Origin of the sequence: Pseudoalteromonas sp. K222D, assembly GCF_017653575.1 — a bacterium.
In the GTDB taxonomy this organism is placed as follows: Bacteria; Pseudomonadota; Gammaproteobacteria; order Enterobacterales; family Alteromonadaceae; genus Pseudoalteromonas; species Pseudoalteromonas nigrifaciens.
Map to the genome: position 1 here is coordinate 84,052 of NZ_JAGGDL010000005.1, position 15,114 is coordinate 99,165.

A 15,114-nucleotide genomic window follows, 5' to 3' on the forward strand; every position below is an offset into this window, starting at 1 on the left:
GGGTTAACTGTTAATCGCAAAAGCTGACAGAGCATGAACCGAGACCTTCGATCTCCATACTAAAATGATCGCCGCTGTTAGCATCTATTAGAGGAGCCAGAGCTCCCGACAGAATAATTTCGCCTTTTTTAAACTCTATACCATACTCGCCTAGCGTATTTGCCAGCCATGCAACTGCTTGCGCAGGATGCCCTTGTACTGCTGAGCCCACACCGGTTACTGCTTGTTTACCATTGTGTTTAACTACCATAGTGGCTGCAGCTAAATCGAGTGTGCTTGGGTCGGTATGTTTATCACCAATTACAAATACCCCGCATGAGGCGTTATCGGCCACGGTATCAACTATGGTGATTTGCCAGTTTTCGATACGCGAATCAACAATTTCAAAACACGGTGCCACCCAATCAGTCGCAGCAAGTACTTGCTCTGCGGTAACGTTTGGGCCTTGTAAGTCGTGTTTAAGGCAAAACGCAATTTCGCCTTCGGCGCGTGGTTGAATTAAATGTGATTTTTTAAGGCTAATATTACTGCCATCAGGGTGGTGCATAGTGTTGGTTAAAAAGCCAAAGTCGGGCTGATGCACATTAAGCATTTTTTGCACTGCTTCACTGGTAACACCAATTTTTTTACCAATGATTTTTTCGCCAGCCTGAGTGCGTATTGCCAGTGTTTTTAACGACACTTGATAGGCATCGTCGATTGTAAGCTCAGGGTTATTTTTAATTAATGGCGCAATAGGTGTGCGCTGTTGCTGCGCATCATAAAGAATTTGTGCTAAATGCTGTTGTAGTTCGCTCATGCGCTTTTATCCTCTGTAGACCAAAGATCAGGTAAGCCAGGATCGGTTTGATGAATAAGGCGTTTAAGTAATAGCTTTAATGCCATTACGTCGCCTGCACCAAGCTCTGTAATGAGCTCTTCTTCAATTACTTTTGCTTGCGCAATATGGTGTAGTGAGGTTTCTCGCCCAGCGGTGGTAAGTTGGTAATTGTCTTCGCTTTTTTGGCAAATAAGATCCTGCTTTTCTAAAAAGGCCATATCTTCAAGATTGACACTGTGGCCGGTATAATCAAGGTGGGTATTTAGCTGCTCTAAACTCAGATTTTGCTGAATATTTAATACCGATAATGCAAAAAAGTGTGAATCTTCCAGCGCTTGCTCATCGAGTACTTTACGCATGCGGTACAGCATTTGAAAATGTGAACGCCCAAGCAAGTAACCTAGTAAATCTTCGTTGTAGCTGCACTGCGGCGCTGTAGGTTCACTAGATAAGTTAACCGCTGCCCACGGTTTACGTGCAGTCATTGCGTACTGACCTTGCTGAAACACCAGTGGCGGTAGTGCTTGATGATCAAACCCCAGTACCTCACCTATAAAAATAAGATGATCCCCCCCATCGTGCGTTACCATATTACGACACTGAAAACGCGCGCTACAATCGGCAATAAGTGGTGCAGAGCTAATCCCCGCTTCGAGATTAGTGTCATTAAATTTGTCTTCGCCTTTTGCGGCAAATTTATTTGACAGCTCTTGTTGGTGCTGCGAGAGAACATGAACGTTCCAGTGCTCGGCCTCGCTAAAGGCAGCCACACTAAGAGAGGTTTTTGCCAAGCTCCATAGCACCATAGGTGGGTCTAACGAAACAGAATTAAAGCTGTTTGCGGTAAGACCAACAGGGGTGCCATCTGGAGCGGTGGCAGTAATAATTGTTACGCCAGTAGTAAAACTACCGAGCGCCTGTCTAAATGCCTGACTATCAAATTCTGCTTGTGCCATGTTAACTCGCCTTATTACTGTTATATAACTTCAGTATCATGATCTGGCTATTTTTCATCATCGTCTTAATGGACTAAACAACACAGGCATTTGCTATTTATATGATTACTCAGCAATTTATTTAGGTTATTTTATATTAAACAATGGCTAATTTTTATTACGAAGGTTAGCTTTAAGTGGCCTATTTAAATAGGGCAAAATAGTGACTGCAGCAACCGTACATTAAATAATTTAAATACGAGAGCTCGTCCAAGTGGACGAGGTTTATTTGAGTAAAAACAGCTAGAAAGGAAGCACAGCTCAATTAGTTTACTTGCAATGCAAAAGCTGCAATATGGTGTGTAAGCAAATATTGTTCGCCAGGCAAGTGTAAAACCTAGTAAGGATATAGTGCATGAACAGCAAAGATTCAGGTTCAATGGCAGCTTTGCTGCAGCATCAGCAACAAGCGCATAAATTGCAAATGTTGGTAACTGCAGCGCAAAGGCGAGAGCGTATTCAACAAGTTATAAATTTACTTGTAGAGCATCACCAAGCATTTGCCGAGGCAATAGAAGCTGACTTTAATGGTCGCAGCCAAGGCTTTTCTATTATGAATGATGTGCTCGGCTCGCTAGCCAGCCTTAAATATACCCGCGACAACTTAGAGCCATGGCTTAAAAGTGAAAGCCGCGAAGTGTTTGCCCCTTATGATCAACTCGGTAGTACCGCACGGGTAGAATACCAACCCAAAGGCAGTGTGGGTATTATAGGTACTTGGAATGCGCCACTTTATACCTTATTTGCCCCGTTGGCGTGTGTATTAGGGGCGGGTAACCGCGCCATACTTAAACCATCTGAGGTCACGCCTAAAACAGCGGCCTTAGTAGCGCAATTATTTGCCAAACACATAGACCCATTACTAGTGAGTGTAGTTACAGGTGGCGCCGACACTGGTGCTAAATTTAGCGAACTGCCGTTCGATCATTTAGTATTTACTGGTAGTACCCAAGTAGGTAAAAAAATTATGGCGGCAGCGGCTAAAAATTTAGTGCCAGTTACCTTAGAGCTCGGCGGTAAATCGCCGGCAGTGCTTAGCCAAGATTGCGATTTAAGCGAAAGTTGCAAACGCTTAGCCTTAGCAAAAAGTAATAATGGCGGCCAAGTGTGTGTTAGCCCTGACATTGTTTATGTACCGCGTAATAAGCTTGATCAAGTGGCTGCATTATTACTCGAAAATTTTAGTCACTTTTATCCAGAAATCACTCATAATCCAGATTTTGTACCTAGCGTTAACCGCCAACATTGCCAGCGAGTTGTCGATTTAGTTGAGCAAGCTCGCGATGCTGGATGCCAAGTTCTTAGTAGTCATGAGGTTGCTAATTTAGCAGAGTTGGTCACAAGCGATAAACGTTTACCACTGCAATTAGTTATATCCCCAGATAAAGAGCTGGATATTATGCAGCAAGAAATATTTGGCGCTGCATTAGTGCTACTTCCTTATGATGATATAGATGGCGTTATTAACGATATTAACAGCCGTGCTAAACCACTAGCGCTGTATTACTTTGGCGAAAATGACGCAGAGCTGAGTAAGCTTTTAGCAAACACTTCATCGGGTGGAGTAGCGATAAATGATTGCTTAATGCATGCGGCACTGCACGATGCGCCATTTGGTGGCATAGGTGCATCGGGTATGGGGCATTATCATGGTCGTGAAGGCTTTTTAGCCTTTAGCCATCAGCGTACTGTATTTGTTGCCCCAAAACACGACCCTCGTGGTGAGTGGGGCTTATTACCGCCGCATCATGAGCAATTTAAAGCCATGATGGTCGCGCAAGTAACGGCCGACTGACGTTAACCGGCACTGTTACTTTAATAACAGTGCCTAATATTACTTATTAATTCCTGCCTTTTAGTCTTTGTTATTCCTCATTATTTTTAGTTATCGTTCATGCGGACTATTTAGTTTTTGTAATAGTGTGCGAGGATAAAAACCTTACATTTATTGTTGATAAACACGCGATTATAACGTGATACAGCAATTTGCTTTTTGTAATTATGAAAACGCAATACGTTAAGTTTTTAGGCCGTGCAAAGCGGTCTCAAAATTAACTTATGTAGTGTTAGGTACAGCGCGCGTAACTGGCGATATTCCTGTTAGTTAATTTTACTCGCGTTCAATTTTAAACAAGGACTAAATAGTGAATATTAATAAAAAACCACTAAATGCAGCGATAGCGTTAGCCTTAATTAGCATGGCAAATTCGACACTAGCGGCTCAAGAGCAAAGTACTAAAAAAGAAGGTTTGGAAGTGATCCAAGTAACCGCGCAAAAGCGGGTACAAAACTTACAAGAGCTACCTACGGCAGTTACCGTGTTTAATGCCCAAGCATTGGCCGATAAAGGCATTACAGATGTTGAAGATCTCAGTGTATATACGCCAAACATGCAAATATCAGAAACTCCAGGCGGCAGTACTGGTGCTACAATTGCCATTCGTGGCTCGGTTACAATTAACCCTGCAGTTACCTGGGAGCCCACCACTGGTGTGTATATAGACGGGGTATTTGTATCTAAAAATGTCGGTGGTTTATTTGATGTAGCTGCTATAGAGCGCGTTGAAGTACTGCGCGGGCCGCAGGGTACGCTTTATGGTAAAAATACAATAGGTGGGGCGCTTAATATTGTAACGCGTAAACCCAGTGGTGAGTTTACCGGCGAAGTACGCGTAGGGGCGGGTAACTACGGTATGACAGATGTTTATGTTACTGCCGACTCGGCGCAAATTAACGACAAACTCAGTTTTAATTTTACCGCTAATAAAAAACAGCGCGACGGCTTTTACGATAACCTTTCGACAAGTTCTGATATTGATAAGTTTAAAGAGCTTGATTCTACCTCACTGCGTTTTGGTGCCTTGTATGAGCACAGCGATAATCTAGAGTTTTACTACACTTACGATAGCAGTAATAAAAAAAACACTCCTCCGTTGGGCCAAGTTTATATTGCCGGTGCAATGCCAGAAGATACGAAAGATCGCCAAGAAAGTGCTGCATTAGATGGCGCTATATTTGATCGCTCTAAAAGCTCGGGCCATGCACTTACAGTTACATGGCAGCAAAGTAATAACTTAACTATTAAGTCAATTACGGCACTACGTGAAATAGATTACGATGATGGCAATGACTACGATGGCGCTGATTTTCTTGGCTTTCATACCTACCGCCATGTAGAGCATGAGCAAGTATCACAAGAGCTACAATTTATTGGTGATATAGATAATTTAACCTACGTTGCAGGCTTGTTTTACTTTAAAGAAGAATCTGATGTAAACAACCCGTATGTACTGGGTTTTGGCACAGTGAATAACTATTATGGTGTTGAGTCTACCTCGGTTGCCGCTTATGGTAATGTAGAATATCGACTAAGCGACAAGCTAATGTTGGCAGGGGGTTTGCGTTGGACCACAGAAGAAAAATCATTTTATATAGAACATCCAGATGACTTTAGCTTTGCTTATTTTTTCCCACTGCCATACACCACAGCGGGCGATACTTGGAATAACACCTCGGCTATGGCATCACTTAACTATGAGTTAGCCGACAATATTCACAGCTATGTAAAAGTATCACAAGGCTGGAAAGCGGGTGGTTTTAACGGTGAAGCAGCAACTCAAGCATTAGCAGTAAAACCCTATGCACCAGAGGAAGTAATTGCCTACGAATGGGGCCTTAAATCGCGCTGGTTAGATCAACGTATTCAAGCCAATATAGCGGTGTTTTATAACGATATTACCAATATGCAAATGTCGGAATACTTAGGTGCGTACTCAGATATTCAAAACGCAGGCTCGGCAAAAGTGGCGGGGTTAGAGTTTGAATTAGTAGCGGCATTAACCGATGATTTAACGCTAAACTTTAATTACGGTTTGTTAGACCCTAAATACGACAAGTTTATTACTTACGATGTGTACACTGGAGTAGCAAACGATGTTACCGACAGTGCCGAGTTTCCCTATAGTCCAAAAAATAAATGGTCGCTTGGGTTAAATTACATTAGTGAAACAGCCCTTGGTGAATTTAGCGCCGGTGCCGACTACAGCTTTGTGGACGATCACTTTGCGTTTCATAATCAACCTTCAGCCCAATATACTCGTATTGAAAAATACAACTTACTTAACGCCCGAGTTTCACTTAAAAGAATTGCCGGCAGTGACTTTAGTGCCTCTATTTGGGGTAAAAACATGACCGACGAAGAGTACCGAATTAACGGTGTGCCGTTGGGTGATTCGTCAGGGGTATTCATTGGTGGCTTAAATTACTATGGCGACCCAGTAACTTATGGAGCAGAAATAACTTACTCATTTTAATAAAGAGTTACAGCTAAAAAGAGCCCCTACTTTTTAAGTAGGGGCTCTTTTTTGTATCTATAATTTATTTAAAAATAGATTAGTCTTGGGTATAAGCTACGGTGCCTTTAGGCACATATACGCCATTTACTTTGCTTTGGAACTCTTCTTTACGCGCTCTTGGATTAAAGAACTGTTTGTACCAAATACGCGCTTTCATAAACGGGCCATCGCTTGGTAAAAACAACCCATTAAAACAAGGTGCTTTATTTGTCCACACTTGGAAGTCTTGCATAAATGCAAACTTACTTGCGTCTTGGAACTGGCGTGCTGCTACTTCATCCTCTACTGTGGCTACTTCATTGCCACCCGGTGATTTAACTAATAATGCGTGCCAAACTCTAATTGAACCATCCTCTACAGGGGTATGCGTTATCATTAAGTAAGACTCGTAATAGCCAGTCAAATGTGAAATTAATACGCCCGGACCATGGTATTTAGTTATTGTATGCAGCACTGGGCTTGCGCCATCTTCGCCTACTAAAGTACGGTGCGGACCACATTGACGTTGAATTGCTTCGTGGCCATCAAATTCATTTTCGTAGCGCTGTACGGTAGAGCCGTGAATTGGTGCTAAATGGCTATAATCACAAATGTTATCAATAACTTCTTGCGGATGTTGTTCAAGCATACCCAAATCGTCAAAGCGCCAATGTACCCAGGCTTTATCGTCCCATTGTGGCAAGCTTGGGTGATCCCACTCAGGATCGCCATTTTCAGGATCGTGCCATATCCAAATTGCACCCATGCTCTCGGCTACAGGCCACGCTTTAATACAGGCTGTTTTTGGAATTGGTCCGTCGTGGTAAGGAATGTCGTCACATTGGCCATCAGGGCCAAAACGCCATGCATGATAAGGACAACGAATGCTATCGCCTTCGATGTTGGTACCACCACCATCAATAATAACGTAAGAGGTATCATTTTCGGCGGCTAAATGCGTTTTCATATGTGGGCAATACGCGTCGAGTAATACTACTCGACCTGTTGCTCTGCCGCGATACAGTGCAAAGTCGCGACCAAAAAATCGTACGGCTAGGGGCTTATGCGTGTTGATCTCTTCAGCCGTAGCTATCATGAACCAACCTCTTGGGAATGTATAATCGCCGAGGCGATAATCTTGTGTAGTGGCCATAAGTATTCCTTTTTATATTTAGGTAGTAGATGTACTTGAATTATTGTCTGAGGTGCAATCTGCTTTATTATTATAAGATTGCGCTGTTTTATCGTTATCACTTACTTTACTTGCTATTCGTTGTTGATAAGGGCCAATGGCTTTGTAGTAAAACCAAACCGAAAACAACGATAAAGCAATCATCACTGCAATGGCGTATTTAAGGCCTTCACCCGCATCACCAGCAGAAAATAAGTCACTGAGTGTACCGGTTAGCAATGGGCCAATACCGGCACCAAAAAAGGTTAAAAATAAACTTAGTATTGCAATGCTGGTAGCTCTTTGAAAGCTGTTAACTAAATGGCTTACTGCAGCGAATGCAAGTGTTGGCCACCAGCTATTAAAAAAGCTAAAGCCAGCAGCAAATATAATTGCGTGCGGTATTTTAAGGCTCCCTAATTGCCAAAATGCGTCGGCAGGCCAAAGTAAAAAAGCTAAGCCAAAAGGCATACTAATTAATACGCCAATTGCAGGCATACGTAATTGCCAGCGACAGTCTTTTTGGCTTAATTTGTCGCAGTAATAACCGCTGAACATTGACCCAGCAGCAGCAAAAACACCACTGGCTATACCAAAGGTAAGGCCAGCGTGTGAAAGTGTCATATCATAATTGCGTACCATAAAAGTGGGGGCCCAAATGGCGTAACCATAGCCGACCATGCCAGCAATGGCAGTGCCCATACAAATTAAGAAAAACCCTCTTAGTTTCATAATACCGGCAACAGCATGAAAAAAGTTTTCTTGCGGTTGGGCACGAATATTACGCTCTGCATCAGTGTCATAAACACCTAAGCCAGGGTCTTTTGCAAAAACATAAAGTAGCAGTGCTAGTAATAGCCCTGGAATACCAAAAAAGATGAATACCGCGCGCCAGCCGTGTTCTTGGGCTATCCAACCACCTAATGCCATGGCGGCTAATAAGCCAATATGCGGGCCTAACATATATAAACTAATTGCAAATGAGCGACGATGTGGAGGGTATAAATCAGAAACCATAGAAATAGACGGTGATGTACCGCCTGCTTCACCAATGGCAACTGTCATACGGGCAACCACAAATTGCCAAAATTGAGTAACAACACCACTTGCCATAGTGGCAAGGCTCCAGAGCCCACAACATACCGCAATAATATTTTTACGGTCGGTGCCTCTATCAGCCATACGGCTTAACGGAAAGCTAACCGCAGAGTATAAAACGGCAAATGCAAGGCCGCTCACCGCGCCCATAATAGTATCTGATACGCCAAACTCTAATTTAATTGGCTCAAGAACAATCGCAATTAAGTTGCGATCGATATACGAAAAAACGTAAATAATAGAAAGCAATAATAGCGTCAGACGAGTCCGACCTGCGCTTAATGAACTTTGACCTACTTGCATTTATGGCTCTCTCTTTTTGATATTGTTTTAAGCTACCTTAACTTTGCTAATAATTTCAGCATCGTCCTTTTGGACGTATTACAGAATCGTTAAATGGCTTCTTATTAAGTTAATAAAATACAAACGCGCTGATCACTTATTTTTGGAGAAATAATGAAATCGATGATTTTACCCAAAGAATCACAAGGCCATCAGCTGCATAGCCTTTTAGAATATCCAATTACTCCACCCAATGCGGATGGTTCGGTAGTGGAGATAGCTGAAGGTTTGTTGTGGTTACGCATGCCTATGCCGATGTCGTTGGATCATATAAATCTTTATTTACTCGAAGATAACGACGGTTGGTATATTCTCGATACCGGGCTTAATAATGACACAACACGGCAATTGTGGTTAACGGTAATAGAACAACATTGCAACAAAAAAGTAATTAAAGGCGTTATTTGTACGCATTTTCATTATGACCATAGCAGCCTAGCTAGTTGGTTAATGGCCACGTTTAATGTGCCGCTATATATGACTTTTGGTGAGTTTTACATGCTAAAAACGCTGAGCAATAACACCGCAGCGCTTGGCAGTGACAACCAACTAGATTTTTATCATAGTGCAGGTTTACCACGTGATGAGTTAGACGTGATTATTGCTAGTTGCCGTAAAGATCCTTTTATAAAATTTAGCCCGCCGTCATTTAATCGTCTGCGTGAAGGGGATGTACTCACCATAGGCAAGCGCCGCTGGCAAATAGTCATAGGGGAGGGGCATTCGCCAGAGCATGCGTGTCTTTATTGTGAAGCCGACAAACTACTACTAGCTGGCGATCAGTTATTGCCCAATATTAGTTCAAATATTTTAGTGTCTGAGTTAGAGCCGCAAGGTCAGCCATTAAAAAACTGGCTACGTTCGCTTGAAAAACTACACACGCTCGATTCACAAACTTTAGTATTACCTGCCCATGGTCCGGTATTTCGCCACATGCATTTACGTGTACAACAGTTGATTGACCATCACCTTGAGCAGTTAGATATATTAAGAGCGTTTGCACTGCAAGCCCCTGAATTTAATGCCTATCAGGCAATGAAGCATTTATTTAAACGCGCTCTTTCACCCATAGAAAGTATGATGGCATTGGGTGAAACCTTAGCGCACTTAAATTGGTTAGAAAGTAATGATGAGTTATTTTGTCAGCGTAAAACAGATTCTGGCATTAATAGTTACTTACTCACGGACAAAAAATTAGCAGCTGGGAATACATTATGAATTTATTTAATTTAGTCACTGCCACTAAATCACAGTTAATGGCGCCTGGCGCACCATTTGAAGTCACTAATAAGCAAATCAATGGTCAAAATCATAAGGTGTATTGCAATGCGCCGCTTAATTTAGCGCAAGTGATTAATGATGCAAGGCGCACTGATGAGCAATCATTTTTGGTTTATCAGGGGGAGCACTGCAGCTATAAACAGTTTTTTCAACAAGTTGATAATGTTGCCAGTTACTTACAGCAACATGGCATAAAGCAAGGAGATCGTGTTGCTATTGCAATGCGTAACCGACCTGAATGGGTTATTGCTTTTTGCGCGATAGCATTGATAGGTGCAGTACCTGCACCACTAAATAGTTTTGGTATGCAGCAAGAGCTAATAACAGCACTTAATGGTATTGCGCCTAAATTATTAATTTGTGATGGCCCAAGATGGCAGCGAATTAGCCAAAGTAATGAGTGGTTAACCGATACCTTAGTATTAAACGATACAGCATTAGATTTATCGCAATCTGCTGCAGCAATAGACTTTACAAAGGCACTTAATCATTCAGCGCACAGCATTGAACCACCCACAATAACAGCAACCGATGCGGCTTTAGTCCTGTTTACCTCAGGTGCGACTAGCGTGGCTAAAGCGGTTGAGTCGAGCCATATTGCAGTGTGCCAAGCACTTTATAATATTGACTTTATTGGCGCTATATCGGCAATGACTTCACCTAAAGCATTAGCGTTAATTATGGAAAAAGGACTGGTGCCTACTATTTTAACCGCGGTGCCGTTATTTCATGTTAGTGGTTTACATGCCCAGTTATTGTCGGCATTACGTGGCGGGCGACGTTTAGTGTTTACCCATAAGTGGGATCCATTAGAGGCAATTGAACTGATCAAAAAAGAGCAAGTAACACAATTTAATGGTGCGCCATCTATGGTGATGCAGTTACTACGAGAGCCTAGTTTTCATAGTGCAGAAGTAATGGCCTCGTTTAGTGGTTTAGGTTTTGGCGGCGCAGGACTACCAGCCAGCTTAATTGATAAAACGCTGTCTAGCTTATCTGAACAAATGATAGGAATAGGCTTTGGTATGACCGAAACCAATGGCGTAGGCGCAGCAGCGTCTGGTGATTTATTTCGCCATGCACCCAAAAGCTCTGGGCTTATTTCGCCCATTATGGAAGTACGTATTTGCGCTGCAGATGGGCAGTCGTTACCTAGCAATAGCGTGGGCGAAGTATGTATGCGCGGTATTACTTTAATGGATCAGTATGTTGGCGATTTAACAGCAACTCAAGATGCAATACGCTCTGGGTGGTTACATACCGGCGACTTGGGCTATATAGACGACGCAGGCTTTTTGTTTATTGTTGACCGTATTAAAGATGTGATTAACCGCGCGGGCGAAAATATTCCCGCTGCCGAAGTGGAGTCGTGTTTGCTTGAGCACCCAGGGGTAGCCGAAGTAGCAGTGTTTGGTATTCCAGATGAAGAAACCGGTGAAGCGGTTGTAGCCGTGGTTTGCCCATTAGAAGGCGAGTTTATTGAAGAGCAGCAATTGCTTACACATGTAGCACAACGACTGGCTAAATATAAAGTGCCGCAAAAAATTCATCTTATGGAAGATAAATTACCGCGTAATCCGGCCGGTAAAATTTTAAGAAACAAATTAAAAACAAAACTTTATCAATAAATGTTAATCGCCGTTAAAAAAGCCAATAAAGCGCAGATTACTCATTAGTGAATAAAAATAATTGAACAGGAGAAGGTAGATGACCACAGTCAATGATATTGAAAAAAATTACGATGTAATTGTTGTCGGTTCGGGAGCGGGCGCAATGACTGCAGCACTGTTTGCCGCCGATCAGGGTAACTCAGTACTTATTGTTGAAAAAACCGATAAATACGGAGGCACTTCTGCAATATCTGGAGGTGGTATTTGGATCCCAAATAACGATGAATTTCGTGCACTTGGCGGCAAAGACAGCTACGAAGCAGCACTTACTTATATTAAAGCAGCCAGCCAAGGCAGTGTTGATGAAACGCGTATTCGTGCCTATTTAGATAACGCACCAAAAATGCTGCGCGAGCTGCAAGCTAATAGCCGCGTTAAATTTGCGGTTGCCGATAAGTACCCCGATTACTATCAACACCTTGAAGGCTCATTACCGGGTGGGCGCAGTATGGATCCAGAGCTATTTGATACCACAGGGCTGGGCGATGAAATGGATAACCAACAGCCTGCTGCCGGTAATGCATTACTGATGGGTAAAATGTCGTGGACTGCGCGCCAAGCACATAAAGCGGTGTCGAAAGAGCGCGGCTGGATGCTGATGATAATTGGTTTAATGCTACGTTATAAATTGGACTTTAAGCAGCGTAAAAAAGGACGCCGCGATCGCAGGGCTGGATTAGGTGCAAGTTTAGTGGCGTCACTGCGTCACTCGTTATGCGATCGTAATATTCCATTATGGCGCGATACAGAATTTACCGATTTTGTTATTAATAACGACAAAGTGACCGGTATTAAAGTGCTACGCGATGGCCAAGAACTTACATTAAATGCGCGTTATGGCGTAATAATGGGCAGTGGTGGCTTTGAGCAAAATCAAGCATTACGTGAAAAATATTTACCGGCACCATCACAACAAAGCTGGAGTGCAACACCTAAAGGCGGTAACACTGGCGCGGCATTAGAAGCGGGGCAAAAACTAGGCGCAGCCACCGATTTACTTGATTGGTGCTGGTGGACACCTACCTTAAATGTACCTAAAGAGCGCAACGCTCGTGGTTTATTTGCCGAGCGAGCCTTTCCTGGTGCTATTGTTGTTGATGGTGCCGGGCAACGGTTTTTTAACGAAGCAGCGCCTTATTTAGAATTTGGTGATGCTATGTATCGTAATCATCAAAAAATGGGTAATTCTATTCCTGCTTGGGTGGTTTTTGATGGCCATTTTCGCCATGAATACGCTATGGGACCACTGATGCCTGGCAAAATTATGCCAGATAGCAGAGCGACCAAAGCCTGGTTAGGCTCGGTTTATTTTAAAGCCGATAGCTTAGCAGAGCTGGCAAAACTAGTTAATATTGATGCTGATGGATTAGCACAAACAGTACAAAAGATGAACCACTACGCAGCAACGGGTGTAGATGAAGACTTTGACCGTGGCGGTAATGTGTTTGACCGTTATTACGGCGACACCAAAGTAAAACCTAATCCTTGTTTAGCACCGCTAACAAAAGGCCCTTATTACGCATTAAAAATTCATCCGGGCGATATTGGCACTAAAGGTGGCTTGCTTACTAATGAGTATGCCCAAGTGGTGCGCCCATCGGGTGAGCCCATTGCAGGACTTTATGCCATAGGTAATAGTTCCTCCTCAGTTATGGGCACAAGTTACCCAGGCGCGGGTGCAACAATTGGCCCAGCTATGACCTTTGGTTACGTTGCGGCTAATCACATTACAGCTAACCGCGGCGCAGAAGCCAATGACTAGAGAATTGCATATGACGATCAATAATTCATTAGACCCTGGCATTAGCAGCGAAGTGGATAGTATTCCTAAATTAGTGTTTGCTGCTGCAAAGCGCCATGGACAACTTATTGCCATTGAAGATGGCGAAGCAAAAATAACCTATCAAGACTTACCTACTGAGAGTTTAAATGTTAGCCGTGCACTTATTGCTTTTGGAATAAAACCGGGCGATCGCGTGGCTATTTGGGGAGCAAACTCTGGGCGCTGGGTGCTTGCCGCGATTGGTTTGCAAATGGCCGGAGCAGTGTTAGTACCTATTAACACCCGTATGAAAGCAGTTGAAGCGGCTGAAATTATTAATCGCAGTGGCGCAAAGTTAGTGTTTAGTGTTGGTGACTTTTTAAAAAGTGACTACCCCGGCGAATTGGCAAAATTATTCACTCCACAGCAACTGTCGATTGTAACCTTAACTCCACGTAAAGGAGAGCCACTTGATATTTGTTGTGACTGGCAGCGCTTTTTAGCCAGAAAAGACAGTGTTGATGAGCGCAGTGCCCGTGAAATTGCCTTAGGGGTTGGTGCAGATAATCTGTCTGATCTTATGTTTACCTCTGGCACTACAGGCAAACCCAAAGGTGTTATGAGCCGCCATGGGGCAATAATTAAAGCGTTTAGCGTATTTGTAAAAACCTTAGGCATAGTGCCTGGCGATCGCTATTTAGTAGTTAATCCGTTTTTTCATGCCTTTGGTTATAAAGCCGGGTGGGTAAGTTGCTTATTAGCAGGCGCGACTATTTTACCACAAGCAGTGTTTGACGCCGATGAAGTGCTTGCCCGAATTAGCCAAGATAAAATAACCGTATTACCAGGGCCACCAACACTTTATTTATCTTTGCTAGCTCATCCAGAGTTAGCAAGCGCTAACTTAAGTAGCCTGCGCATAGCCGTTACTGGCGCTGCAACTATTCCGCCTATTTTAATAGAGCGAATGCGTGAGTTATTAGGTTTTAAAGTGGTAACCACGGCATATGGATTAACTGAGTGCGGTGGTTTAGCAAGTATTTGTGGCATAAATACCGACGTTGCCACCATAGCCAGTACCAGTGGCCGCGCAATAGAAGGCACCGAAATAGCAATAATGTCAGAGCAGGGTGAAATACTTGGTGCTAATGAAACTGGCGAAATTTGTATTCGTGGTTTTCATGTAATGAAAGGATATTTTGAGCAACCACAAGCCACCGCCGAAACCATAGATAAAGACAATTGGCTGCACACCGGCGATGTTGGGCATTTAGATAAAAATGGCTATTTAAGCATTACCGACAGACTAAAAGATATGTATATTTCGGGCGGATTTAATTGTTACCCGGCAGAAATAGAGGCAGTACTTATTGAGCACAGCGCTATTGCACAAGTTGCAGTGGTAGGGATTAAAGATGAGCGCATGGGAGAGGTTGGCTGTGCATTTATTACTTTAAAATCATCAGCAGAACTTGATGAGGCAACCTTAATGACTTGGTGTCGTGAGCGCATGGCAAATTATCGAGTACCCAGAAAAATAAAAATAATTGACGCAATGCCAGTAAATGCTTCTAACAAAGTAGTTAAAGCAGAACTGATAAAGCATTTCTTGCAACAGTAAAATTTTAGAAGGAGCAAACA

The 15,114-nt window shown here is 43.0% G+C and carries 10 protein-coding genes; 6 read left to right on the forward strand and 4 right to left on the reverse strand.

Annotation, left to right across the window (positions count from 1 at the left end; translation table 11 throughout):
• Positions 1 to 10 precede the first annotated feature (10 nt).
• Positions 11 to 799, reverse strand: coding sequence for a fumarylacetoacetate hydrolase family protein (locus J5X91_RS04595; RefSeq protein WP_011328798.1), 789 nt, complete (start codon positions 797 to 799; stop codon positions 11 to 13).
• Positions 796 to 1,776, reverse strand: coding sequence for a flavin reductase (locus J5X91_RS04600; RefSeq protein ID WP_011328797.1), 981 nt, complete (start codon positions 1,774 to 1,776; stop codon positions 796 to 798). Before J5X91_RS04600 ends, J5X91_RS04595 begins: the two co-directional genes overlap by 4 nt.
• A gap of 394 nt (positions 1,777 to 2,170) precedes the next feature.
• Between J5X91_RS04600 and J5X91_RS04605 the strand changes: the two genes are divergently transcribed.
• Together J5X91_RS04605 and J5X91_RS04610 are read left to right on the forward strand one after the other, a co-directional pair.
• Positions 2,171 to 3,610, forward strand: a complete 1,440-nt coding sequence (locus J5X91_RS04605; protein ID WP_011328796.1) for a coniferyl aldehyde dehydrogenase — start codon at positions 2,171 to 2,173, stop codon at positions 3,608 to 3,610.
• A gap of 349 nt (positions 3,611 to 3,959) precedes the next feature.
• Entirely contained in the window at positions 3,960 to 6,128 is a 2,169-nt protein-coding gene (locus J5X91_RS04610) for a TonB-dependent receptor (RefSeq protein WP_011328795.1), read from the forward strand.
• A gap of 79 nt (positions 6,129 to 6,207) precedes the next feature.
• On the opposite strand, the gene J5X91_RS04615 is transcribed toward J5X91_RS04610, so the two are convergent.
• Together J5X91_RS04615 and J5X91_RS04620 are read right to left on the reverse strand one after the other, a co-directional pair.
• Complete coding sequence (locus tag J5X91_RS04615) at positions 6,208 to 7,302, reverse strand: Rieske 2Fe-2S domain-containing protein (RefSeq protein WP_208834148.1); 1,095 nt, start codon at positions 7,300 to 7,302, stop codon at positions 6,208 to 6,210.
• Between the two features lie 18 nt (positions 7,303 to 7,320).
• Positions 7,321 to 8,721: an MFS transporter gene (locus J5X91_RS04620; protein ID WP_089368589.1), complete on the reverse strand. Its 1,401-nt coding sequence runs from the start codon at positions 8,719 to 8,721 to the stop codon at positions 7,321 to 7,323.
• A gap of 153 nt (positions 8,722 to 8,874) precedes the next feature.
• Here J5X91_RS04620 and J5X91_RS04625 point away from each other — a divergent pair, with 153 nt between their 5' ends.
• The 4 genes from J5X91_RS04625 to J5X91_RS04640 all read left to right on the forward strand — a co-directional run bounded on the left by J5X91_RS04625 (position 8,875) and on the right by J5X91_RS04640 (position 15,094).
• A complete protein-coding gene (locus J5X91_RS04625) occupies positions 8,875 to 9,978 on the forward strand; it encodes an MBL fold metallo-hydrolase (RefSeq protein ID WP_208834149.1) in 1,104 nt (367 codons plus the stop codon).
• Positions 9,975 to 11,669: a class I adenylate-forming enzyme family protein gene (locus J5X91_RS04630; protein WP_208834150.1), complete on the forward strand. Its 1,695-nt coding sequence runs from the start codon at positions 9,975 to 9,977 to the stop codon at positions 11,667 to 11,669. Before J5X91_RS04625 ends, J5X91_RS04630 begins: the two co-directional genes overlap by 4 nt.
• 79 nt (positions 11,670 to 11,748) lie before the next feature.
• Positions 11,749 to 13,473, forward strand: a complete 1,725-nt coding sequence (locus J5X91_RS04635) for an FAD-binding protein (protein WP_208834151.1) — start codon at positions 11,749 to 11,751, stop codon at positions 13,471 to 13,473.
• A gap of 10 nt (positions 13,474 to 13,483) precedes the next feature.
• Positions 13,484 to 15,094, forward strand: coding sequence for a FadD3 family acyl-CoA ligase (locus J5X91_RS04640; protein WP_208834152.1), 1,611 nt, complete (start codon positions 13,484 to 13,486; stop codon positions 15,092 to 15,094).
• The last annotated feature ends 20 nt before the right edge of the window (positions 15,095 to 15,114 follow it).

What these genes read in the sequence shown, in the direction of transcription:
- J5X91_RS04595 (WP_011328798.1), bottom strand. Translation starts at nt 799, where the DNA reads ATGAGCGAACTACAACAGCATTTAGCACAAATTCTTTATGATGCGCAG.
- J5X91_RS04600 (WP_011328797.1), bottom strand. Translation starts at nt 1,776, where the DNA reads ATGGCACAAGCAGAATTTGATAGTCAGGCATTTAGACAGGCGCTCGGT.
- J5X91_RS04605 (WP_011328796.1), top strand. Translation starts at nt 2,171, where the DNA reads ATGAACAGCAAAGATTCAGGTTCAATGGCAGCTTTGCTGCAGCATCAG.
- J5X91_RS04615 (WP_208834148.1), bottom strand. Translation starts at nt 7,302, where the DNA reads ATGGCCACTACACAAGATTATCGCCTCGGCGATTATACATTCCCAAGA.
- J5X91_RS04620 (WP_089368589.1), bottom strand. Translation starts at nt 8,721, where the DNA reads ATGCAAGTAGGTCAAAGTTCATTAAGCGCAGGTCGGACTCGTCTGACG.
- J5X91_RS04625 (WP_208834149.1), top strand. Translation starts at nt 8,875, where the DNA reads ATGAAATCGATGATTTTACCCAAAGAATCACAAGGCCATCAGCTGCAT.
- J5X91_RS04630 (WP_208834150.1), top strand. Translation starts at nt 9,975, where the DNA reads ATGAATTTATTTAATTTAGTCACTGCCACTAAATCACAGTTAATGGCG.
- J5X91_RS04635 (WP_208834151.1), top strand. Translation starts at nt 11,749, where the DNA reads ATGACCACAGTCAATGATATTGAAAAAAATTACGATGTAATTGTTGTC.
- J5X91_RS04640 (WP_208834152.1), top strand. Translation starts at nt 13,484, where the DNA reads ATGACGATCAATAATTCATTAGACCCTGGCATTAGCAGCGAAGTGGAT.